The organism is Pseudomonas sp. FG6, from assembly GCF_057809015.1.
Genome location: NZ_JBMDJD010000015.1, coordinates 1 through 21,822, shown reverse-complemented (window position 1 = coordinate 21,822; position 21,822 = coordinate 1). Strand labels below are relative to the sequence as shown.

At 62.3% G+C, this 21,822-nt stretch carries 18 protein-coding genes; 9 read left to right on the top strand and 9 right to left on the bottom strand.

The features are described 5' to 3' along the window. Window positions 1–51 precede the first annotated feature (51 nt). From ACODSJ_RS11925 to ACODSJ_RS11915, 3 genes are all read left to right on the top strand, one after another. On the top strand, window positions 52–711 hold the full coding sequence (locus ACODSJ_RS11925) for a response regulator transcription factor (protein ID WP_489101908.1): 660 nt from the start codon (window positions 52–54) through the stop codon (window positions 709–711). Then, the gene (locus ACODSJ_RS11920) at window positions 708–2,045 is read left to right on the top strand and encodes an ATP-binding protein (RefSeq protein WP_489101907.1); all 1,338 of its coding nucleotides are present in this window, start codon (window positions 708–710) and stop codon (window positions 2,043–2,045) included. Before ACODSJ_RS11925 ends, ACODSJ_RS11920 begins: the two co-directional genes overlap by 4 nt. Window positions 2,046–2,185: 140 nt before the next feature. Beyond that, on the top strand, window positions 2,186–3,706 hold the full coding sequence (locus tag ACODSJ_RS11915) for an FAD-dependent oxidoreductase (RefSeq protein ID WP_489101906.1): 1,521 nt from the start codon (window positions 2,186–2,188) through the stop codon (window positions 3,704–3,706). On the opposite strand, the gene yghU is transcribed toward ACODSJ_RS11915, so the two are convergent. The 8 genes from yghU to ACODSJ_RS11875 all read right to left on the bottom strand — a co-directional run bounded on the left by yghU (window position 3,703) and on the right by ACODSJ_RS11875 (window position 11,063). Further along, window positions 3,703–4,542, bottom strand: a complete 840-nt coding sequence (gene yghU / locus ACODSJ_RS11910; protein ID WP_489101905.1) for a glutathione-dependent disulfide-bond oxidoreductase — start codon at window positions 4,540–4,542, stop codon at window positions 3,703–3,705. The genes ACODSJ_RS11915 and yghU overlap by 4 nt on opposite strands. A gap of 39 nt (window positions 4,543–4,581) precedes the next feature. Continuing rightward, window positions 4,582–5,316, bottom strand: a complete 735-nt coding sequence (locus ACODSJ_RS11905; RefSeq protein WP_489101904.1) for a substrate-binding periplasmic protein — start codon at window positions 5,314–5,316, stop codon at window positions 4,582–4,584. A gap of 27 nt (window positions 5,317–5,343) precedes the next feature. Then, on the bottom strand, window positions 5,344–6,687 hold the full coding sequence (locus ACODSJ_RS11900; RefSeq protein WP_489102009.1) for a GGDEF domain-containing protein: 1,344 nt from the start codon (window positions 6,685–6,687) through the stop codon (window positions 5,344–5,346). A gap of 1 nt (window position 6,688) precedes the next feature. Continuing rightward, entirely contained in the window at window positions 6,689–7,450 is a 762-nt protein-coding gene (locus tag ACODSJ_RS11895) for a substrate-binding periplasmic protein (RefSeq protein WP_489101903.1), read from the bottom strand. A 382-nt stretch (window positions 7,451–7,832) separates the two neighbouring features. After that, window positions 7,833–8,600, bottom strand: coding sequence for a phosphonate ABC transporter, permease protein PhnE (gene phnE, locus ACODSJ_RS11890; RefSeq protein WP_489101902.1), 768 nt, complete (start codon window positions 8,598–8,600; stop codon window positions 7,833–7,835). Then, window positions 8,597–9,424 (bottom strand): PhnE/PtxC family ABC transporter permease, encoded by an 828-nt coding sequence (locus tag ACODSJ_RS11885; protein WP_489101901.1) that lies wholly within the window; start codon window positions 9,422–9,424, stop codon window positions 8,597–8,599. The genes phnE and ACODSJ_RS11885 overlap by 4 nt, the downstream gene beginning before the upstream one ends. Further along, the gene (locus tag ACODSJ_RS11880) at window positions 9,418–10,215 is read right to left on the bottom strand and encodes a phosphonate ABC transporter ATP-binding protein (protein ID WP_489101900.1); all 798 of its coding nucleotides are present in this window, start codon (window positions 10,213–10,215) and stop codon (window positions 9,418–9,420) included. Before ACODSJ_RS11880 ends, ACODSJ_RS11885 begins: the two co-directional genes overlap by 7 nt. Next, window positions 10,212–11,063 (bottom strand): putative selenate ABC transporter substrate-binding protein, encoded by an 852-nt coding sequence (locus ACODSJ_RS11875; protein WP_489101899.1) that lies wholly within the window; start codon window positions 11,061–11,063, stop codon window positions 10,212–10,214. The genes ACODSJ_RS11880 and ACODSJ_RS11875 overlap by 4 nt, the downstream gene beginning before the upstream one ends. A 437-nt stretch (window positions 11,064–11,500) precedes the next feature. Between ACODSJ_RS11875 and nspC the strand changes: the two genes are divergently transcribed. The 6 genes from nspC (at window position 11,501) to ACODSJ_RS11845 (ending at window position 19,991) form a co-directional block, all read left to right on the top strand. Next, window positions 11,501–12,598: a carboxynorspermidine decarboxylase gene (gene nspC / locus ACODSJ_RS11870; protein WP_489101898.1), complete on the top strand. Its 1,098-nt coding sequence runs from the start codon at window positions 11,501–11,503 to the stop codon at window positions 12,596–12,598. A 24-nt stretch (window positions 12,599–12,622) separates the two neighbouring features. Then, window positions 12,623–13,867: a saccharopine dehydrogenase family protein gene (locus tag ACODSJ_RS11865; RefSeq protein ID WP_489101897.1), complete on the top strand. Its 1,245-nt coding sequence runs from the start codon at window positions 12,623–12,625 to the stop codon at window positions 13,865–13,867. Between the two features lie 380 nt (window positions 13,868–14,247). Continuing rightward, window positions 14,248–16,032 carry a type I secretion system permease/ATPase gene (locus ACODSJ_RS11860; protein WP_489101896.1) on the top strand — a complete coding sequence of 595 codons (1,785 nt, stop codon included), beginning with the start codon at window positions 14,248–14,250 and terminating at the stop codon, window positions 16,030–16,032. After that, window positions 16,001–17,326, top strand: a complete 1,326-nt coding sequence (locus ACODSJ_RS11855; protein ID WP_489101895.1) for an HlyD family type I secretion periplasmic adaptor subunit — start codon at window positions 16,001–16,003, stop codon at window positions 17,324–17,326. The genes ACODSJ_RS11860 and ACODSJ_RS11855 overlap by 32 nt, the downstream gene beginning before the upstream one ends. Before the next feature lie 2 nt (window positions 17,327–17,328). Continuing rightward, window positions 17,329–18,723 carry a TolC family outer membrane protein gene (locus ACODSJ_RS11850; RefSeq protein ID WP_489101894.1) on the top strand — a complete coding sequence of 465 codons (1,395 nt, stop codon included), beginning with the start codon at window positions 17,329–17,331 and terminating at the stop codon, window positions 18,721–18,723. A gap of 551 nt (window positions 18,724–19,274) precedes the next feature. After that, on the top strand, window positions 19,275–19,991 hold the full coding sequence (locus ACODSJ_RS11845) for a LuxR C-terminal-related transcriptional regulator (RefSeq protein ID WP_489102008.1): 717 nt from the start codon (window positions 19,275–19,277) through the stop codon (window positions 19,989–19,991). Between the two features lie 74 nt (window positions 19,992–20,065). Here ACODSJ_RS11845 and ACODSJ_RS11840 read toward each other — a convergent pair. Further along, a partial coding sequence (locus ACODSJ_RS11840) for a DUF5801 repeats-in-toxin domain-containing protein (protein ID WP_489101893.1) occupies window positions 20,066–21,822 on the bottom strand: 1,757 nt, incomplete at its 5' end.

Sequence of the window (21,822 nt, the reverse complement as noted above, 5' to 3'; positions counted from 1 at the left end):
CAGGTAGGGCGCTTAAGGTGCAGCACGACAACCACCACAGGAATTGCCAAGATGCGGGTTTTACTGGTCGAGGACGCACCAGGACTGGGAGATGCGGTACGTGAACAGATCGCCGATGACGGCCACGCGGTCGATTGGGTGCAGCGCCTGGAGCATGCGCGCAACAGCGTGCGCACCACCCCCTACGATCTGATCCTGCTGGATTTGATGCTGCCGGACGGCCGCGGGCTGGACTTCCTGCGTCAACAGCGACGCGCAGGCGACCCGACGCCGGTCATCATCCTGACCGCCCAGGACCAGATTTCCGATCGCATCGCCGGCCTCAATGCCGGGGCCGACGATTATCTGGTCAAACCCTTCGACCTGAGTGAGCTCTCGGCCCGTGTGGCGGCGGTGGCCCGTCGCTACAGCGGCAATCCCAACCCGCAGATCAGGGTCGGTGAACTGCACATCGACATGAGTGCCCGTACGGTGCAGCGAGCGGGCGTGACGGTGGACCTGACCGCGCGCGAGTGGGCGCTGTTCGAGGCCTTCGTCCAGCGTCCTGGCGCGTTGCTGTCCAAGGCGCAACTGGAGGAGCGGTTGTACGCTTTCGGCGCCGAAATCGAGAGCAACACGATCGAGGTGTACATCAGCCGGTTGCGCAAGAAGCTGGGGCGCGACCTGGTTGAAACCGTGCGTGGCATGGGCTATCGGTTGGCATCCTCATGAAGTCGTCGTCGAGCCTGCAAAAACGCCTGGGCGTGGGCCTGACCTTGGGCATCACTTTGCTTTGGCTGGGCGCGACCGCTGGTGCCTGGCTGGCGGTGCGGCACGAGCTGGACGAGGCGTTTGACAGTGCATTGCAAGAAACCGCGCAGCGGATCCTGCCCCTGGCGGTGCTTGAGATCAGCAACCGGGAAAAGCCGGATAAGGCGCAGCAAGTCGCGTCCCTGGAAATGCAAAAGCAATACTTGTCGTACCTGGTGCGCGACGCCGCCGGCGAAATCCTGATGCAATCCCACGATGCCAATCCGAAGGTCTTTCGCAAGCATCCAACCGAAGGCTTTGCCACCACGCGCAAATACCGGCTCTACGGCACCAGCGCGTTGCGCGAGACGGTATTCATCGAGATCGCCGAGCCCCTGAAACATCGCCGTGAGGCGGCACGGGAAGCCCTGTTCGCCTTGCTCTTGCCGTTACTGGCGCTGATTCCGATCAGCTTGTTGGGCACCTGGCTGTTCGTCCGGATGAGCCTGGCCAGCGTGGTTGCCTATCGACGTGCCGTGGAGGCCCGGGGTGTGGGCGATTTATCGCCGATCAAGGTGTCGCGCTTGCCGGCGGAAATCAATCCGTTGGCCGAGGCGGTCAACCATCTGCTGGAGCGCCTGCGCAAGGCCTTGGAGAGCGAACGCAGCTTTACCGCCAACAGCGCTCATGAATTGCGCACGCCCTTGGCCGCGACCCTGGCGCAGGTTCAGCGGCTGCGCCATGAGGCGCCCGAAGGGCCGTTGCGGCTGCGTGCGGCAAAGATCGAAAACGCCTTGCGCGAGTTGGCGCGGCTTTCGGAAAAACTCATGCAATTGGCCAAGGCCGAGGGCGGTGGCCTGTTGTCGGAAGCCCCCGAGGACCTCATTCCATTGCTGGCCCACGTGGTGGACGAATGGCGTCAAGGTAGCGCTCGCCAGGTCGAACTGCGGCTGCCGGCGCAGGCCAGCGTGTACTCGACCATCGACCCGGACGCCTTTGCCATTCTGTTGCGCAACCTGATCGAGAATGCCTTGAAATATGGCGCGCCGGACCAACCCATCGAGGTCAGCCTCACGAGCCAGGCGCTGTTGCGGGTGGTCAACGGCGGGCCGGCCGTGCCGGAGCCGGTGTTGCAGCACCTGACCGAGCGGTTTGTTCGCGGCCAGAGTGACGTCGGTGGGGCCGGGCTGGGACTGGCGATTGTCAAAACCATCGTGCAGGGCGTGGGCGGGCGAGTCATGCTGACGTCACCGGCAACGGGGCGCCAGGACGGTTTCGAAGTCCGTGTCTGGTTGCCGCTTGCGACGGCCGATTGACGACATCGCGAGCAAGCTTTGCTCCCACAGGCTGTATGCAAAGCTTGCATGGCCGGCTGCCGGCAGGTCGTTGACTTTCACTTGGCCTCGACCATGATTAAGTGACACCTCAAGGTCATGGGGCATTGCGGGAGGCGGTCATGGCAGCGACGGACATCCTCATCGTGGGCGCCGGGCCTACCGGATTGGTCCTGGCTTTATGGCTGACCCGGCAAGGGCTTGCGGTCAGGATCATCGATAAAAGCAGCGGGCCGGGGGAAACTTCTCGTGCCATGGCCGTCCAGGCGCGCACCCTCGAACTGTATCGCCAGCTCGATCTCGCCGTGGCGGTCATCGAGGACGGCTACAAGACCCCGGCCATGAACATGTGGGCCCTGGGCAAACACAAGGCGCGCATTGCGCTGGTGGACGCTGGCCGGGGCGTCTCGCCTTATCCTTTTGTGCTCATCTACCCCCAGGATCATCATGAGCGCCTGCTGGAAAAAGAGCTTCAGACCCTGGGCGTCGAAGTCGAGCGGCAAACCGAACTCCTGTCCTTCGCAGACGGTGGCGACCAGGTGACCGCACGCGTGAGACACGCGCAGGGCCGTGAAGAAACGCTCACCGTTCGCTACTTCGCCGGCTGCGATGGCGCGCGTTCGCTTGTGCGTCATCAGGTAGGCAGCGGCTTTGAAGGCGGTACCTATAAGCAGTTGTTCTACGTGGCGGACGTTTCTGCCAGCGGTCTCGATCCTGCGCAAGAGGCCCACATCGCGTTCGATCAATCCGACTTTGTCCTGGTGTTCTTTTATGGCGAAGCCGACCGCTATCGCCTGATCGGCACCGTGCGCGACGAGCGCGCAGAACACCCCGAGTCCCTCACGTTCGACGACGTGGGGCATGCCGCCATCAACGGCTTGAACATCACGATCAATGGCGTGAACTGGTTCTCCACTTACCGGGTCCATCATCGCGTCACGGACCGGTTCCGCTGGGGCAGGGTGTTTTTGCTGGGCGATGCCGCTCACGTCCACAGCCCGGTCGGTGGCCAGGGCATGAACACCGGCATCCTCGACGCGATCAACCTGGCCTGGAAACTGGCAGCGGTGGTCAAGGGGCAGGCCGCCGATACGTTGCTCGACAGCTACCAGGCAGAGCGCCAGGCATTTGCGCAAAAATTGGTGGAAACGACGGACAGGATGTTCACCTTTGTAACCGCCCAAGGCAGCTTCGCCGACTTCGTGCGAACCCGCATTGCGCCGATCTTCGCCAGCGTGGCCTATAAAAACGAGAACGTACGCGAATACCTGTTCCGGATGGTTTCCCAAACCACGCTGCACTATCACGAAAGTCCGTTGAGTGTCGGCAAGGCGGGCGATGTACGGGGCGGGGACCGTTTACCGTGGGTGCCGCTGCCGGGTGCAGACAATTACGAACCGCTCTCGGCCATTGGCTGGCAGGTGCATGTCTACGGCGAGGCGCGAGCCGACCTGAAGGCGTGGAGCGACCAGCATCGAATCCCCTTGCACACCTTCGCCTGGCAAGCTGCGCATCAGCAGGCCGGTTTGTGCCGGGACGCCGCTTACCTGCTGCGCCCCGATACCTACGTCGCCGTGGCGGATTCCCAAGCAGATGTGGCCGCCTTGACCCGGTATTTCAGCGACCGCGGTTTTCGCATTTAGCCAAGGTCCTGCGCCTGATGCCGCTCCGGCACCTGACTCGCCTCGTCACCCCACGTGCGGTTGACGCGCTGCCCACGGAGGACCGCCGGCCGCTTGGCAATTTCCTCGGCCCAGCGCTGCACATGGGTGTATCGCTGGGCATCGAGAAATTCCGCGGCCCCGTAGACGTTATTGCGCACCAGTTGGCCATACCAGGGCCAGACCGCGATGTCGGCGATGGTGTAGTGCTCGCCGGCCAGGTAGCGGCTTTCGCCCAGGCGACGATCCAGCACATCGAGTTGACGCTTGGCCTCCATGGTGAAGCGATTGATGGGGTATTCGAGTTTTTCCGGCGCATACGCGTAGAAATGCCCGAAGCCGCCGCCCAGGTACGGTGCCGAGCCCATCTGCCAGAACAGCCAGTTCAGCGTTTCGGTGCGACCGGCCAGATCGGTGGGCAGCAACGCGCCGAATTTCTCTGCCAGGTAAAGGAGGATCGAACCGGACTCGAAGACCCGGATAGCCGGCTCGACACTGCGGTCCAGCAGGGCCGGGATCTTGGAGTTGGGGTTGATCTCGACAAAGCCGCTGGAGAACTGGTCGCCCTCGTTGATGCGGATCAGCCAGGCATCGTATTCCGCGCCGGTATGCCCCAGCGCCAGCAGCTCCTCCAGCAGGATCGTCACCTTGACGCCATTGGGCGTGGCGAGGGAGTAGAGCTGCAAGGGATGCTTGCCAACCGGCAAGGTTTTTTCGTGGGTCGGCCCAGCGGTGGGGCGGTTGATGCTGGCGAACTGGCCGCCAGACGGGGCGTCGTTTTTCCAGACCTTGGGCGGAACGTAGGACGCTTTGCTCATCGGGACATACCTCTTCGTTTGCGGTGTGGTTCCCAGAGTCTACCGCTGTTCGTTCATCATCCGCGCCACTTCACCGCAAGCCTTGAGCTGATCGAAAGCGCGTTGGGCCTTGGCGACGACGTCGTCCGGCGTACTCAGGCTGAAGGCCAGGTTGACCCTGTGGGGTTGCTCGTCGAGGGTATAGACCTCTTCCAACGAATTGAAATCCACCTGGGCATCCTGGCTCATCAGCCGTGCGGTGTTCTCCGGCATGGGCACCAGTTGGACCTGGTGATTCAGCAGTTTCTGAAAGTTGTCGTGATTGTTGGCCGATATGACCAGCCGGGTGAAACCGCGTTGTTGCAGGTAGATCTGCTTGGCGTCATTGCGCACCACGCCGATGCTGTACTGCTTGGCTTCTTCCAGGTTACTGACGCTGATGCCGTCCGTTCCGCGCAGCTTATAGAGCCGGCTCGCCACCCGATGTATCTCACCGACCCACTTGAACAAGGGTTCGCGGGCCGGGGTGCGGTCCAACGGGAAAATCATCACGTTGGGCTCGTGCAGGGCCTTTTCGTAGGCCCTGGCCCACGGGTACAGCGACAGGCTGTAGTCGGTGAGCCCCGCGTTCTTGAGTGTTTGTTCGGCGATGCGAATGCCGGGGCCTGCGACCTTGTCGTCACGCTGATAGGCATACAGGGAATCTTCGGTGACCACTTCGATCGCCTCGGCGTGGCTTTTCAGGCTGATCAAGGCGAGCAGCAGGCATGAGCAGAGCGACAGGCGATTGTGCATATACAAACCTCATGGCAGGCGACGGTTTTACAGGGCGACGCAGTCGCGTCCCTGGTGTTTGGCCCGGTACAGCGCCTGGTCGGCGCGTTGCAGCAATTGATCGAAATGGTCCATGGTCTGCCGGTCCAGTTCGGCGACGCCGACGCTCACGGTGACGAACGGCGAGACCTTGGAGCCGCTGTGGGGCAGCTCACGTTCCGCCAGGCTGGTGCGCAATCGTTCGGCCGCCTCGCACGCCAGGGTGGCGTCGATGTTGGGCAGGACCACGACGAACTCCTCGCCACCCACGCGTGCAGTGAGTTCGCCAGAGCGTGCGAAGACCCTGCGCAGGGTCTCGGCGATTTCTTTCAGGCACTGGTCCCCCTGCATGTGGCCGTAGGTGTCGTTGTAGATCTTGAAGAAATCGACATCGCACATGAGCACGGCCAGCGGAGTCTGGTGACGGATCGCCCGACGAAACTCGACGTCCTTCAGTTCGTCGAAATAGCGACGGTTGGCCAGGCCGGTCAAGGCGTCGTGACGGGACAGCGTTTCGAGGGACTGGTTGGCCGCCTTCAGTTCGGCGGTGCGTGCCTCGACCAGCTCAGCCAGTTGATCGCGGCTGGCGGCCAGGGCCAGTTCGTCCGAATGTTGGCGCTCCAGGTGGGCATGGAGATTGTCCTGCAATTCGTTCACTTGGAATTCCAGCAGGCTCAGTTCGTCCTGGCGGTGCACCGCGCGTTGCAGCTTGAGGTGATGCTTGAGGGTTTGCGGTGCGAGTTCGCCCAGGTGCCGGGCGATGTGCACCACGTGCACAGTCACCAGGCGGTTGAACATGGTCATGATCAACCCGGCCAGCAACAAGGATTGGATGATCTGGGTAATGACGATGCTGCGCGCTTCGCCCCAGAGTCGCTCCCAAAGCAGGTTATGGTCGCCTTCAATGGTCAGCTCGCCGACTTTTTCATGGGCCCCGGCGTAGGGCTGGGCGATGAGTTGGCGATGCAACACTGGCACCACGCCCGATTGCGTGACGGTATATCGATTGAGCTCGACGACTTCAGGCGCCTGCCTGGGGCGCAGGATATTCAACACTACACGGCCCACGGGGGCTGCCGCGGCAACGCTGCTGATTTGCTGGTCGAGGGACTCGCGGTCCATCTCCCAAATGGCGTGGGCGAGGGTGTTCTGGAACACCTGGTCGATCAGGGCCAGCTCCGAATTCATTTCCGCCAGGTTGTTTTCCCATGCCTGCCAGGTGCGCCAGGTGACCATCGCCAGGGTAAAGAGCAGGCAGAACAACAGCGTCGCCAGCACCAGGCGCCGGCCTAGCGAACTGAAGGCCTTGGTGTGCGGTTGCGGGGAGGACGCGGTGCGGAAGTCGTTACCCATGTCATAACCATTTGCGCACGATGGCATCGTAGACACCATTGCGACGGATGGTCTCAAGGCCGGCGCGGAACTTCTCCACGGTTTCGGCCGGGGTCTTGCGGCTGAACGCCATGCTGAAGCCATCGGCGCTGCTCAGTTCGGGCAGCGCCAGCGAGCGGACCAGCACTTTGTCCGGGTCCTCGCCGTTCTGGCGAGTCATGTACAGTGCGTTGAGTTCATTGGAAATCCACAGCTCGACATGGTCGACCTTGAGCTTGCGGTAGTTGTGTTCGTACTTGGTGCTCGACTGCAATTCTTCGCCAATGCGAAAACCCTTCGAGATCAGGTATTGCTCGCCGACGTCCTGATTGACGGTGGCGATCTGGTGACCATGGGCATCGGCCAGCGAGTTGAGTTTGACCGGCCGGTCCGCCAGTGAGTACATGTACCACTGCGTCGGGGCAATGGCGCCTACCCACTGGAAAAGCGACTCGCGGGCGGGCGTGCGGACGATCGAATAGATCAATACGTTGCTTTCATTGAGCGCCAGTTCGTAGGCCCGAGCCCAAGGCATGGGATGGATGGGCACGTCCATGCCGAGTTCCTTGAGCACGGCCTGGACCACTTCGGTGCTCATGCCGGTCACGCGACCGTCCTGCGTCATGTTGTAGGGCGGCAGCTCCTCCGTCACGATGCGCAGCGGTGCCTCTGCCGCGCAAGCGCTTGCGGCGAGGCACGTCAGGACGCCCCACATCAGCAGGCGATTGAGAAGCGGCAAACCCATCGACCATTACCCTAGGCAACCAGCAGCGCCCAGGGAAGCCTGGGCACTATCACTGACAGGGTTATCGGCCGGACTGGCATCGGCTTGAGTCCAGCCTGTAGAAACGGCCGGCTTGTCAAGCCCCCCTTGGCATCACGCAGACCAATCTGTGGCGAGGGAGCTTGCTCCCGCTGGCCTGCGCAGCAGGCCCCTGCATTGTTTCAGGCAAACCGCGTTGCCGGGTTTTACGACTGCTGCGCCCGAGGCGTCGGACCGGCCGAGCAGGAGCAAGCTCCCTCGCCACAGGGGGTGTGGTTAGGCTTGGGTGTTGGGGCGAAGGCACAATCGCCATCGCGAACAGGCTCGCTCCCAGGGGATTTGCGGTGTCTGGGCTGATGTCACATCAAGCCTTCACCCACCGTTGACGACTCCAACCGCTCAACGTATCGACCGCGAAAACCAGCAGCAGCATCGCCAGGATCACCGTGCTGCCTTGGGCCTCCTGGAACAGGCTGAGGCTGACGTAGAGCATTTGCCCCAGGCCGCCAGCGCCGACGAAGCCGAGCACGCTGGCCATGCGGATGTTGTTTTCCCAGCGGTACAGGATGTACGCCAGCAGTTGGGGCATGACATTGGGCAGCGTGCCGTAACAGAACGCCAATACCGCATTGGCGCCTTGCAGGCGGATGGCGTCGGCTGGTTCGGCGGGGGTGTTTTCCAGCGCCTCGGCAAACAACCGGCCAAGCACGCCGGTGGTGTGCAGGGCCAAGGCCAGGGTCCCGGCATTGGGGCCGAGGCCGGCGGCGAGGACCATCAGCGCGGCCCACACCAGTTCGGGTACGGCGCGCAGGGCATTGAGCAGCAGCCGTGAAGCACTTTGCAGCGGCCAGCCGAAACGCCCGGCGGCGGGCAGTGCCAGCAGCAGGCCGAGGACCGCCGCCAGCAGGGTGCCGAGGGCCGACATGGCCAGGGTTTCCAAGGCGCCATGGCCGATCGCTTGCAGATGGCCCGGGCTCAGGTCCGGGCTGAGAAAGCGTTGTGCGTAGGCGACCATTCGACCCAGGTTGCCGCTGTCGCCAAGCTCACCCAGGTCGAGGCCCAAGTAGGCGAACGAGGCGACGACCGCCGCGCCCAGGCACAGGACAATGAGCGCGTTGAGCAGGCGATTCATGCCAGCCTCCAGCGTAGCAGGCGGCTGAGTTGATCGGCCAGCAACACCAGCACCAGGAACGTCAGCAGCAGGCTGGCGACCTCACCGCCGGCAAACATGCGCAACGACAAGTCCATCTGCTGGCCCAGGCCGCCGGCGCCGACGAAACCCATCACCACCGAGGCGCGGATCGCGCATTCCCAGCGATACACCGTGTACGACAGCAATTCCGCCGCGACATTGGGCAGGATCCCGTAGCAGAAGGCACTCAGTCGACCACTGCCCGCCTGCAAGAGCGCATGCACCGGCCGTTGGTCGACCGACTCGTAGATTTCCGCATAGACCTTGCCCAGCATGCCGCTGTAGGTAATGGCGATGGCCAGCACACCGGCCGTGGGGCCGAGGCCGACGGCGCGCACGAAGAGCAAGGCCCAGACGATTTCCGGCACGCTGCGCAGGAAGATCAGCAGCCCGCGCACGGGCCAGCGCAGCCATTGGCCCCAGCGCCCCGGATGACCGGCCCGGGAAGCCGCCGACAGGGATAACGCCCGGCTTGCCAGCAGGCTGGCGGGCACGGCCAGCAGCAACGCCAGGACCATGCCCGCCGTGGCGATGGCCAGGGTTTGCAGGGTGGCTTGCCACAGCAGGCCAAGGAATTCATCGCCATGGGCCGCAGGCCAGAAGGCTGCTACGAACCGGCCCATCTCGCTGCGGCTGTCGCTCGCCACCCACACGCTGAGGTCCAGTTCGCTGAGCTGGACAGCCGGCCACAGCAATACGAGGGCCAACAGGCCGAGCAGCAGGCGGGGGCGGGTGGCGGGGTCTCGGGTATCGCGTGTCAGCATCGGGGGATCTGCACGGTCAGGGGCGAGGGAGGCACTGGAGAAGCCTGCAACTGTTCATTGGCGTAGAGCGTGTCGAGCAACGGACGGTCGACGGCGTCGGCCGGCAAGTCGAACAGAATCTGTCCCTCGCGCAGGCCAATGACGCGTGAAAAGTGTGCCAGCGCCAGGTCCACTGCGTGCAGGCTGGCGACCAGGGTGACGTTGTGTTCGCGAGCATGGCGGCAAAGCACCGACAGGGTATGCCCGGCCAGCACCGGATCCATCGCCGAGACCGGTTCGTCGGCCAGCAACACTTCGGGCGCCTGGTACAGCACCCGGGCAATGCCCACACGTTGCAGCTGTCCGCCGGAGAGTTGCTGGCATTGGGCGAACAACTTGTCGCTCAAGTCCAGCCGGGCCAAGGCCGCCCGCGCGCCCGGCACATCCAGGGGCAGCAGCAGGTTCAACAGGCTTTTGCCGAAGCTCCACTGGCCCAGTTTTCCGGCCAGCACCGCCGTGACCACGCGCTGGCGTGGCGGCAGCGGCGGCGATTGATGGATCAGGCCGATGCGTGCACGCAGGCGCTGGCGCTGGCCGGAAGACAACTGCCAGGCGCGCTCACCGAGCACCTGCATATCCCCGCCGACCGGACGCAGGGCGGTCGCCAGCACATTGAGCAGGCTTGATTTTCCCGCGCCGGATGGGCCGATGATCGCGACCTGCTCGCCAGCGCCAATGTGCAGGTCCACGCCACGCAGCGCGTGGACGCCGTTGGCGTGGGTAACGCTGGCCTGGGTCAGTTGCAGGGTCATTTGAGGAGGTCGGCGGCGCGCGCGGCTTGCTCGATGCCCTGGTAGTTTTCAGGCTTGGTTTCGATGAAGCGGCTGGCGGCCTGCAGGTCGAGGATTTCCTTGTCCTTCGGATTGGCCGGATCGAGTGCCAGGAAGGCGGCTTTTATCTTGGCCGCCAGCGCCGGATCGAGGGTGCCGCGCACGGTCCAGTTGTAGTCGAAGTACGCCGGGGTAGTGGCAAAGACCCTGACCTTGGACGTGTCGACCTTGCCGGCCGCGACCAGTTTTTCCCAGACACTGGCGTTCAGTACCCCAGCGTCCACTTTGCCGGCCTGGACCCAGGCAACCGTGGCGTCATGGGCACCCGAGTAGCCCACGCGGCTGAAATAGCTTTCCGGCTTGATGCCATCCTGGAGCATGAAATAGCGCGGCATGAGGCTGCCGGACGTCGACGACACCGAACCGAAGGCAAAGGTCTTGCCCTTGAGGTCGGCGAGGGATTTGACGGCAGGGTCGGCGGTGATGAACTTGCTGGTGAACTGGGCATCCTGTTCGCGTTGCACCAGCGGGATGGCATTGCCGGTCTTCAGGCGCGCCTGTACGAAGGTGAAACCGCCCAGCCAGGCCATGTCGATCCGGTCAGTGGCCAGCGCTTCGACCACGGCCGGGTAGTCGCTCACTGGCACGAACTCGACTTTCATGCCGGTTTGCTGCTCCAGGTAAGCCCCCAGCGGCTTGAACTTGCGCAGCAGTTCGGTCGGTGCCTCATCGGGAATGGCGCTGACTTTCAAGGTGTCGGCGGCCAGGGTCAGCAGGCTGCAAAAGGACAGGGTCACGCCAACGGCCAATGCCAGGGAACGTTTGAACATGGAAATCTCCGGTACAGGAAGGCAAGCAATAGTGAACGATCACGCGTGCGTGGATGACGCTACGCCGCAGAGTGAAGGGTAGACGAAGGCGGGCGATATTAACTGTTTCTGGTGGGCGAGATGAATGTCGATGAATTGACACACAGCTCGACCAGACAGGATCGTCCTGTGGGAGCAAGGAATTCACTGCGCACTCAGGCCGATCGCCCGTGGCGAGGGAGCTTGCTCCCGCTGGGCCGGTCCGCGTTCGGGCGCAGCAGACCCGAAAAACAGGGCCACTGCGTGCCCCAGCGGGAGCAAGCTCCCTCGCCACAAGTGCAAAGCGTCGGTCAGGAGCCGGCGGATTGCGTGAATGGGGCTTTTCGCTCTTTCGATCTGCAGTCAGTGTAGGCACAATGCGCATCCTTTTTTGGCTCGCCTTGCCGGAGGCCGCGAAAATGATCAAAACGCCGTACTACCTCATCGATAAACAGAAACTGCTGGCGAACATGCAGAAGATCGCCTACGTCCGCGAGCAGTCCGGGGCCAAGGCCTTGCTGGCACTCAAGTGCTTCGCCACCTGGTCGGTGTTCGACCTGATGGAGCAGTACATGGATGGCACCACGTCGTCGTCGCTGTATGAACTCAAGCTCGGTCGGCAGAAGTTTGCCGGCGAGACCCACGCCTACAGCGTGGCCTGGGCCGACGACGAAATCGAAGAGATGCTCGAGAACTGCGACAAGATCATCTTCAACTCCATCGGCCAGTTGCAGCGCTACACCGAGGCGTCGGCGGGCAAGGTCCGTGGCCTGCGGGTCAACCCGCAAGTGAGCAGCTCCGATTACCTGCTGGCCGACCCGGCGCGACCGTTCAGTCGCCTGGGCGAATGGGATCCCGTGAAGGTCGAGCAAGTCATCGAGCAGATCTCCGGCTTCATGTTCCACAACAACTGCGAGAACGACGATTTCGGTCTGTTCGACCAGATGCTGGGCACCATCGAGGAACGTTTCGGTCATCTATTGCATAAGGTCGAGTGGGTCAGCCTCGGTGGCGGCATCCACTTCACTGGCGAGGGCTACGCCCTGGATGCCTTCTGCGCACGCCTCAAGGCCTTCTCGCAGAAATACGGCGTACAGGTCTACCTGGAACCAGGCGAAGCCGCGATCACCCAGAGTGCATCGCTGGAAGTCACCGTGCTCGACACGCTCTACAACGGCAAGCACCTGGCCGTGGTGGACAGCTCTATCGAGGCGCACATGCTCGACCTGCTGATCTATCGCCTCAACGCCAAGCTGGCGCCGAGCGAGGGTGAGCACACCTACATGATTTGCGGCAAATCCTGCCTGGCCGGAGACATCTTCGGCGAGTACCAATTCGATCGTCCGCTGTCCATCGGCGATCGGCTGTCGTTCGTCGACGCAGCGGGCTACACCATGGTCAAGAAAAACTGGTTCAACGGCTTGAAAATGCCGTCCATTGTCGTGAAGCAACTCGACGGCAGCGTCGAGGTGGTGCGCGAGTTTGTCTATGACGACTATCTGTCCAGCCTCTCTTGAGCTGGCGCAAGGAGACATAAAGAATTGAAGAAGAACGTACTTATCATTGGTGCAGGAGGTGTCGCCAAGGTGGTGGCCCACAAGTGCGCGCAGCACAACGACGAACTCGGTCGTATTGCTATCGCGTCGCGCAACATCTCCAAATGCCAGGCCATCATCGACAGCGTCAAGGCCAAGGGTAGCCTCAAGCAACCCGCCGACATCAAGGCTTTTGCGCTCAATGCAGTGGATGTCGAAGCGACCAAGGCGCTGATTCGCGAAACCGAGTCGCAGATCGTCATCAACGTCGGCTCCGCTTTCCTCAACATGTCGGTGCTGCGTGCCTGCATCGATACCGGCGTGGCCTACCTGGACACCGCCATCCACGAAGAACCGGGCAAGGTCTGCGAGACGCCGCCCTGGTATGGCAACTACGAGTGGAAACACCTCGAGGAATGCCAACAGAAGAACATCACCGCCATTCTCGGCGTGGGCTTCGACCCGGGTGTGGTCAATGCCTATGCGGCATTGGCGCAGCAACAGTATTTCGACCGCATTGATTCGATCGACATCCTCGACGTCAATGCCGGCTCACACGGCAAGTATTTCGCCACCAATTTCGACCCGGAAATCAATTTCCGCGAATTCACCGGACAGGTGTGGAGCTGGCAGGACAGCCAGTGGACCAGCAACACCATGTTCGAAGTCAAGCGCACCGACGACCTGCCGGTCGTCGGCTCGCAGAACCTGTACCTGACCGGCCACGACGAAGTGCATTCGCTGTCCAAGAACCTCGACGTGCCGAACGTGCGTTTCTGGATGAGCTTCGGCGAGCACTACATCAATGTGTTCACCGTCCTGCGCAACCTCGGCCTGCTCTGCGAGCAACCGGTCAAGACCGCCGAAGGCCTGGAAGTCGTGCCATTGAAGGTGGTCAAGGCCGTGCTGCCTGACCCGAGTTCGCTGGCGCCGGGCTACACCGGCAAGACCTGCATCGGTGACCTGGTCAAGGGCACCAAGGATGGCCAGGCCCGCGAGATGTTCATCTACAACGTAGCCGACCACGAGGACGCCTACGCCGAAACCGACAGCCAGGGCATTTCCTACACTGCCGGCGTACCACCGGTGGCCGCGGCCTTGCTGGTCGCGCGCGGCGAGTGGGACGTGCAGCGCATGGCCAACGTCGAGGAGCTGCCTGCCGAGGCGTTCCTCAAGGCGCTGGACGTGATGGGCCTGCCGACGCGCATCAAGGATGAGCATGGCGATCGTCCTTGGGACCAGAACGCCTGAGGTCGTTCCTCGGTAGGTAAAAATGCCCCGTATCGAAAGATGCGGGGCATTTTTCGTTTTGGCTTCGAGGGTGAACACTCTATGAGGTGAACACTTCTGTGAGGTAAACACTTTTGTGAAGTGAACTCCTGTGGCGAGGGGATTTATCCCCGCTGGGGCGCGCAGCGGCCCCAATAAGTCTGAATGCAGTCATTCTGAAACACCGCAGCGTCTGGTTTCAGGGCCGCTGCGCGCCCCAGCGGGGATAAATCCCCTCGCCACAAAGGTGTTCACCTCACAGGCGTCCCCGGGTGTCGGATGGAAGATATGGCCAGTTGCCCCACACACTCGTTCGGCATGATCTACGCTCCAAGGGAGGGTCCCACCAGCAGGGGGTTTCCATGCGGAGCGTTCCTGAAAACAGTCTGAAAAAAGCACTGAAGGCCTGTAGAGACAGCTTCATTTCTGTCGGCTTTTTCAGCCTATTCATCAACGCGCTCATGCTGGTGCCGACCTTTTATATGCTTCAGGTGTACGGTCGGGTCATCACCAGCGGCAGCCTGACCACCCTGGCCATGCTGACGCTGATCCTGACCGGGTTGGTGGTGACGCTGGGTTTCCTGGAGTGGATCCGATCGCGGATCATGGTCCGGGTGAGTACCCGGCTGGACGTGCTGCTCGGTCGCCAGGTCTACAAGGCCAGTTTCAAGCGGGCCCTGGACAGTGGCGGGATGGACGCTTCGGCCCAGGCGCTCAACGACTTGACCGGCTTGCGCCAGTTTCTCACCGGCAACGGCCTGTTCGCGTTTTTCGACGCGCCGTGGTTGCCGATCTATATCGCCGTGATGTTCATGTTCCACCCCTGGTTCGGCTGGGTGGCGACCGGCAGTGCCCTGTTGCTGCTGGCGCTGGCCTTTCTCAATGAACGACTGACCGGCCCCACGCTGGCCCAGGCCAACCGCGAGAACATCGGGGCCACGCTGCACACCACGAAAAACCTGCGCAATGCCGAAGTCATCGAGTCCATGGGCATGCTCGAAACCCTGATGGAACGTTGGGGGCGTCGGCAGAAGAACATTCTGTTGTTGCAATCGCAGGCCAGCGACAGGGGCGCGGTGGTCAGTACGTTTTCCCGTAGTTTCCGGCTCCTGGTGCAATCCTGGGTGCTGGGGTTGGGGGCGTATCTGGCGGTGGACCATCAGGTGGGGGCCGGCATGGTGTTTGCCGGCTCGGTGCTGCTGGGGCGGGCCCTGGCGCCCATCGACCTGATCATCGGCAGTTGGAAGGGTTTCATTGCGGCCCGTTCGCAGTACAACCGCCTCAGCGACATCCTCGCCAAACAACAGGCGCAGCCCGAGCGCATGCCGTTGCCGGCGCCCCAGGGCCATGTGCAGGTCGAGAACCTGATGGTCATGGCGCCCGGCTCGAAAACCCCGATCATCAAGAACATCAGCTTCAGTGCCCCGGCTGGTTGCGTGGTGGGGATCATCGGTCCCAGCGCCGCCGGCAAATCGACCCTGGCCAGGGCCCTGATTGGCGTCTGGGCGCCGCAGCATGGCGTTGTCCGCCTCGACGGCGCGGACATCAGCGCCTGGGACAAACATGAGCTCGGGCCGTACATCGGTTACTTGCCCCAGGACATCGAGCTGTTCGAAGGCACGATCGGCGAGAACATCGCGCGCTTTGCCGAGGTCGATTCGGCGAAAGTCATCCAGGCGGCCCGGATCGCCGGGGTCCACGACATGATCCTGCAGTTTCCCGACGGCTACGACACCGTGATCGGCAGCGAAGGCATCATGCTCTCGGCAGGGCAGCGCCAGCGTATCGGGCTGGCTCGCGCCCTTTATGGCAACCCGCGGCTGATCATCCTCGACGAGCCCAACTCCAACCTGGACGACGTCGGTGACCGTGCCCTGGCTTCGGCCATTCATCAACTCAAGCAGGGCGGCGCAACGCTGTTCGTTATCACCCACCGTACCAACATCGTGTCGCAACTTGACCGGCTGATGCTGCTGAACGCTGGGGTGATCAGTCTCTACGGGCCACGCGAGCATGTGCTGGCCGAACTCAACGCGCAGCATCCGCAGGCGCATACGCAAGCTGTGCCAGCAGGATTCGGCATGGCTTCGGTCGTTACCAGCAAAGGTGATACCGATGAACCCCACAGTGCCCATCCGCCAAATTGAAAGCACCAGCGAACTGCCAACCTCTGATCACAAGATTCGCCGCCTGGGCATTGGCATTGTTGGGTTGACCTTCGGGTTGTTTGGCACTTGGGCGGCGTTTGCGCCACTGGACGGCGCAGCCTATGCCCCAGGCGTCGTCACCGTGCAGGCCTACCGCAAGACGGTGCAGCACCTGGAAGGCGGCATCGTCAAGGCCGTGCTCGCCCGTGACGGCGACATCGTCAAGCGTGATGACCCGCTGATCGTCCTGGACGATGCCCAACTGCGCTCCGAGTACGAGATGACCCATAACCAGCTGGTCGCGGCCAGTGCCATGGAGGCCCGGCTCAAGGCCGAGCGCGACAGGCTGCCGGCGATCAGCTTTGCCCAGGTGGTCGATTCGAGCAGTCCACGTGGCGTCGAGGCGTTGCAGGGAGAAAACCAGCTGTTCAATGCCCGGCAGGGCTCGCGCCAGGGTCAGATCGCTGTGCTGCGCGAGCGCATCGGGCAGTTGCAGCAACAGATCAAGGGCCTGGAGTCGATGATCGACGCCAAGGTTCATCTGGAGAACTCCTACAGCGGCGAGATCGCGGAACTGAGCGACCTGCTCAAGCAAGGCTTCGTCGATAAACAACGCCTGCTGGAGCAGGAGCGCAAGTTGGGGTTGCTCAGGTCGGAGGTGGCCGATCACCGCTCGATGATCAACAAGACGCGGCTGCAGATCAACGAAACACAGCTGCAGATCCTCCAGGTCGACAAGGATTTCGACGCCGACGTGGCCAAGCAACTGGCCGAAGTCCAGACCAAGCTCTACGACCTGCAGGAGAAAACCGCGGCGCTGGCGGATCGGCTCAGCCGTATCGTGATTCGCGCACCTGACGCGGGCATGGTGATCGGCATGACCGTGCACACCGTCGGCGGGATCGTGCGCGCGGCGACGCCCTTGCTCGATATCGTGCCGTCGATTTCCGAACTGGTCATAGAAGCCCAGGTGGCCCCGGTGGACATTGACCGCATCGGCATCGGCAAGCGGGCCGACATCCGTTTCAACGCGTTCAACAGCGCCACCACGCCGGTGATCGAAGGGGAGGTCAGCAGTGTCTCGGCCGACCGGCTGACCAATGAAAAGACCGGCGCCGCCTACTACCTGGCGCGGGTGCGGGTGACCGACAAAGGCGTACGCACGTTGGGCGAACGCAAACTGGTGCCGGGAATGCCGGCGGATGTATTGATCATCACCGGGCAACGCACGCTGTTGCAGTACTTGATGCAGCCGGCCCGCAATGCCCTGTCTCAATCATTGATCGAGGAATGACCATGGATGTGTCTGCAATGCTATTGGGGGGGATGTTCATGTTGGCGGCGGGGGCCGTCGGGGCGCAAACCCATGCGGCGCAAGCCGATGGGGCTACACCGACCGAGGTCAGCGCCTCGACGTTTTCCACCGACCTTGCGCAGTTGTACCGCGAAGCACGGCTGGAGGACCCACAGGTACTCGCTTCCCATGCCCGGGCCAAGGCGGGCCAGGAACATCAGGACGAAGCCTTCGGGGCCTTGCTGCCACAGCTGTCGTTCAATGCCGGGAAGAACCGTATTCATCAGGAGAACGACTTTCTGCAACGCAGTTTCGACAGTGAAAGCTACGGGTTGGTGTTGCGTCAGTACCTCTACAACAAGGCCGCGTGGGAGAACTACCAGAAGTTCAAAAGCCTGGCCAAGCAGTCTGAATCCCAGGCGCTGGACACCCAGGCCGAAGCCACGGTGGAATTGGCGCAGCGCTACTTCACCGCGTTGGCGGCCGAGGATGAACTGGAGTTGGTCAGGGCGGAGCGTCGAACCACCCAAAGAAGCCTGGACCGGGTCAACGCGCTGTACGAAAAACAGATGGCCCTGGTGACCGATCAGCTCGATCTCAAGGCCCGGGTGGATCTGCTTGCCGCGCAAGAACTCGACGCCCGCAACCAGGCCAGCCTCAGTCGCGAGGCGCTGGCGGAAATCGTCGGGCGACCAGTGAAGGAAAAGCTCAACCGTGTCCGCGATGACGTGCAATTGCAGGTCTCGGCGCAGAGCCTGGAAAGTTGGGTGCGTGACGGCATCGCGCTGAACCCGGCGCTCAAGGCCAACGAGAGTGGCGTCGAAGCCGCGGGGGCGGCGTTGCGCAGCGGCAAGGGCGGGCACTACCCGACCTTGAGCCTTAACCTGAGCGCGCAGCAGACCGACGAGGGCTACAACAACTCCCAGGCGCCGCGCACCGACAGCTATGTCGCCGGTATTGGCCTGCAAGTGCCGCTGTACAGCGGCGGCTCGACCTCGGCGCGGGTCCGTGGGCTTTACCAGGACCAAGTGGTTGCCGAGCAGGAACTGGAGGCGATCCGGCGTCGGGTGGTCAAGGAGATCACCAACGCCTACCTGACCGCCAATTCCAACGGCGAGAAGATTGGGGCCAACCGCATGGCCCTGGATTCGGCCCAGCTGTCCCGGGTGGCCGCAGAGAAAGCGCTGAGTTATGGCATGGTCAATTCCGTCGACGTACTGGCCAGCGTGCGCAACGAGTTTCGCGCTCGGCGCGACCTGCTCAAGACGCAATATGAATTCCTCAGCAACGTGCTGACCCTCAATCGTTGGGCAGGCAAACCGCCGGCGGAAAGCATCGATAGCGTGAACGCCTGGTTGAGCCCCGCCGGTACTCGCCAAGCCTCTTTAGCGCCCTGATTTCGGCGGTTAATTGACGGCATTATTCTACTTAACGAACCTGTCGCACCGCTCGTCGTTTAATTGACGATGCGCTCGCGACGGCGTTTGCTTCGCGATCATTGGTTGACGACGGCAATGCCTTGATTTTCCGAGCAATAAACACTTGCGACAGCCCGCCGCCACCGAGCCAAGCCCTCCGGGCCAAGGCCGGCGCCGGGGCTCAGGCGCGCGGCTGTGCGACGGGCTGGCCTAGACTCAGCCTAGGCTATGTACGAAATCGCTTGAAACTTGGTTATGCGGCGTTAAAAACCGGCACGGAATGCTCATTGACAGCCGGTCAAGTCGGGCGCGACCCCGGCCGTTCCTCGCCGGTTTTTGCCTTGCCTAACCTGCGTTTCAAACAATTTCGTACACAGCCTTGGGGCTCGAAAGGGGCACGTTGTCATGTGTAAGTTGTTGATCGTTATTCCTATAGGCAGCGCCGAAGGTTTTCTTGTTTTTTCACAGCCTGCCATCACTCTCGACACGGTTGTCGTCACCCTTGGTTTCCAAGAGGGAGCGTAACGATGATGCCGGATCACCGAAAGACCATCCGTGTGTTGCTGGTCGATTGCCGTCCGCTGGTGCTCATGGGGCTTCATGACTTGATCAATGCGAGGAAGCCGCGAATGGAAGTCAGCGGCCAGGCGTCCACCTACACTAATGCGCTGAACCTGGCTGATCAGTTGCGTCCCAACGTGATTTTCTTCAGCTTCTTTCCCGATGCGCTGGACCCGTTGGAAGTCGTCGCGCAACTCACCCGCAGCACCGGCATGAAGCTGCTGGTGCTCAAGGGCTTGTACGAGGCCGTGCCGGCGGCCCAGGCGATAGAGGCGGGTGCGCGGGGCATCGTGCTGGCGGAAGACCCGACGGAATCGATCGTCCGGGCGATTCTCACGGTCCACCACCATGACATCGGGATGGACCGGGCCTGGGCCGATGGGCTGTGCGGCTACGCCGCCAACGGGCATGTGCCCCTCAAGTGCAACCTGGAACAGGCGAAACAGGCGCGGCTGACGTTGCGCGAGCGTGAGCTGATCCATGCCATCGTCGGTGACCCGTCGGCCAAGTACATCAGCATCGCCGAGCGCCTTGGCATCAGCGAGCACACCGTGCACAACCACCTGAGCAACATCTATCAGAAGCTCAACCTGATCAATCGGATGGATTTGCTGATGTATGCGCTCAAGCATGGGATCACCAACCAGGAAGAACCACCCGAGTCGACGTGGGTGGAGTTGGATTGACGTTCAGGTGAAGCAAAAAACAATGCGCGGGTGGTTCCTCAACCCTCCGCGCATTTTTCAAGGCCTGTCAGGTATCAGGCGCCCATGACGATGTCGGTGTTGAGCACGTCCACCCCGACCAGGGTGATGGTGGTGGTTTGCCCGCCGGTCTCGGCGATGGTCACGATGCTGTCGGCTCCTGTGTTGTTGATCGACTGGACCACTGCCGTCGGATCACCGTTGAGTACCAGGGTGTCGTGCTGGCCCGGCGTCGTGTCGAAGCCGGTGACCTGGTACTTGTTCTGGGTGAACGTCAGGTCGACGTTAAACGCATCGCGCTCGCCGCTGGTGCCCACCAAGGTGAAATCGAACTGGGCGTTGGCCGCGTCGTTGGCGAACAGGTTGGCGTCAAACGAGCTGGTCGCCGAGTCGCCATCCTTGTCCGTCAGCGTCGCGTTGAACACCAGCTTGATGTCGCTGGCCAGGTTCTCGGTTTCCTGGATGAACTGGATCACCGGAATCTTGATCGCACCGCGCCCCATCGTCAGTTGGACGGCGTCGATCAGTGCCGAACCTGCTTTCTCGATGGTGAAGGACACCTGGCCGCCGGCTTCCGGTGTCAGGGTGTTGACCTCGGTGAGGGCGGAGACCGTACCGTCTTGGTAGAAGACCCTGAAATACAGGTCTTCGGTCGCCGTGTCGTAGCCGGCCACGGAGTTGTCGATGAAGACTTTCATGCCCGTGAGCAGGCTTTCCGGGTTGATGACAAAGCTTTCATCGGCGGTTCCGATGGCCACCAGGCTGTCGCCTTGCAGCAGGTTGTTGCCCACGCCGATACCGGAGGTGCTGACGTTCATCGCCGTCGGGTCGATGTACGACGGCAGCGGGTTGGTCTGCAACGCGGCCTCGGTGGGGTCGGGTTTGCCAAGACCGATTCCGGTGAAGATATCCGACGTCGAGGCCAGCGCCTTCACGGAGAAGAACACGATTTCTTCGGAGGTGGACGGGATGGTCGGATCCGCGGTTTTTGGAATCAACAAGGTCCGCACCGGATCCGGGCCGCCGGCATCGAGCGAGCCGTCGGCGCTGCTGCGCACGATGGTCGAGGCAAAGCCCTGCACAAGGTCCAGCGTGTAGTGCCCGTCATCATAGGCGGTAAGCGTGTAGTCGACGCTGGTGTTGGCGGTGGCGGCGTTGTTGTCGAAGTCACCGGTCAGCGTACCGGCGAAGTGGTAGGCGCCATTGGCGTCCGGTGAGGGCGACTGCTCGACGAGTGTGCCGGTTCCGGTGGTGGTCGTGTCGTCTGGGCGGACCAGGGTGAACTGACCGTTGACCAGTGAAATGTCCAGGCCAGCCGTACCAAGTCCGTCGGCACCGGCCACCTTGGTCCAGTAGCCGGTTTGCGCCAGCACGCTGCCGGTGCCGATCAAGTTGCCGAACGCGAGTGACGGTCCGTCATCCTCGAACACCAGGTTCTGGCCGATGTTGAGGGTGGCCTGGGCACTGTCGCCGTCCCGGTCGGTCTTGGTGGCGACCAGGGTGACCAGGTTGTCCGAGGTCAGGCTCGTGGCGTCGTCGGGGTTGGTCGCATTGGGGTGCATCACGGCCCGCAATTGGTCGAGGGTAACGTCACCGTTAGTGGCGACGTTGACGGTGAACACCAGCACGTTGCTGGTTGCGGTGCGGCCTTCCACCACGCCGCCGTTGAGCGACAGGTTGACGGCTTGACCCGTGGCCGAGTCGGTCAGCCCCGAGGCACCCGCCACCACGCCCAGGGCATAGGTGAGGGTGCCCGCGCCGTCGGCGCCGAACGCCGAGGTGAAGTTGGCCGCGAAGCTTTTGGTGTCGTTGG

What these genes read in the sequence shown, in the direction of transcription:
- ACODSJ_RS11880 (WP_489101900.1), bottom strand. Translation starts at nt 10,215, where the DNA reads ATGACCCTGCAACTGACCCAGGCCAGCGTTACCCACGCCAACGGCGTC.
- ACODSJ_RS11860 (WP_489101896.1), top strand. Translation starts at nt 14,248, where the DNA reads ATGCGGAGCGTTCCTGAAAACAGTCTGAAAAAAGCACTGAAGGCCTGT.
- ACODSJ_RS11905 (WP_489101904.1), bottom strand. Translation starts at nt 5,316, where the DNA reads ATGCACAATCGCCTGTCGCTCTGCTCATGCCTGCTGCTCGCCTTGATC.
- yghU (WP_489101905.1), bottom strand. Translation starts at nt 4,542, where the DNA reads ATGAGCAAAGCGTCCTACGTTCCGCCCAAGGTCTGGAAAAACGACGCC.
- ACODSJ_RS11895 (WP_489101903.1), bottom strand. Translation starts at nt 7,450, where the DNA reads ATGGGTTTGCCGCTTCTCAATCGCCTGCTGATGTGGGGCGTCCTGACG.
- ACODSJ_RS11915 (WP_489101906.1), top strand. Translation starts at nt 2,186, where the DNA reads ATGGCAGCGACGGACATCCTCATCGTGGGCGCCGGGCCTACCGGATTG.
- ACODSJ_RS11855 (WP_489101895.1), top strand. Translation starts at nt 16,001, where the DNA reads ATGAACCCCACAGTGCCCATCCGCCAAATTGAAAGCACCAGCGAACTG.
- ACODSJ_RS11900 (WP_489102009.1), bottom strand. Translation starts at nt 6,687, where the DNA reads ATGGGTAACGACTTCCGCACCGCGTCCTCCCCGCAACCGCACACCAAG.
- ACODSJ_RS11845 (WP_489102008.1), top strand. Translation starts at nt 19,275, where the DNA reads ATGCCGGATCACCGAAAGACCATCCGTGTGTTGCTGGTCGATTGCCGT.
- nspC (WP_489101898.1), top strand. Translation starts at nt 11,501, where the DNA reads ATGATCAAAACGCCGTACTACCTCATCGATAAACAGAAACTGCTGGCG.
- phnE (WP_489101902.1), bottom strand. Translation starts at nt 8,600, where the DNA reads ATGAATCGCCTGCTCAACGCGCTCATTGTCCTGTGCCTGGGCGCGGCG.
- ACODSJ_RS11925 (WP_489101908.1), top strand. Translation starts at nt 52, where the DNA reads ATGCGGGTTTTACTGGTCGAGGACGCACCAGGACTGGGAGATGCGGTA.
- ACODSJ_RS11850 (WP_489101894.1), top strand. Translation starts at nt 17,329, where the DNA reads ATGGATGTGTCTGCAATGCTATTGGGGGGGATGTTCATGTTGGCGGCG.
- ACODSJ_RS11920 (WP_489101907.1), top strand. Translation starts at nt 708, where the DNA reads ATGAAGTCGTCGTCGAGCCTGCAAAAACGCCTGGGCGTGGGCCTGACC.
- ACODSJ_RS11875 (WP_489101899.1), bottom strand. Translation starts at nt 11,063, where the DNA reads ATGTTCAAACGTTCCCTGGCATTGGCCGTTGGCGTGACCCTGTCCTTT.
- ACODSJ_RS11885 (WP_489101901.1), bottom strand. Translation starts at nt 9,424, where the DNA reads ATGCTGACACGCGATACCCGAGACCCCGCCACCCGCCCCCGCCTGCTG.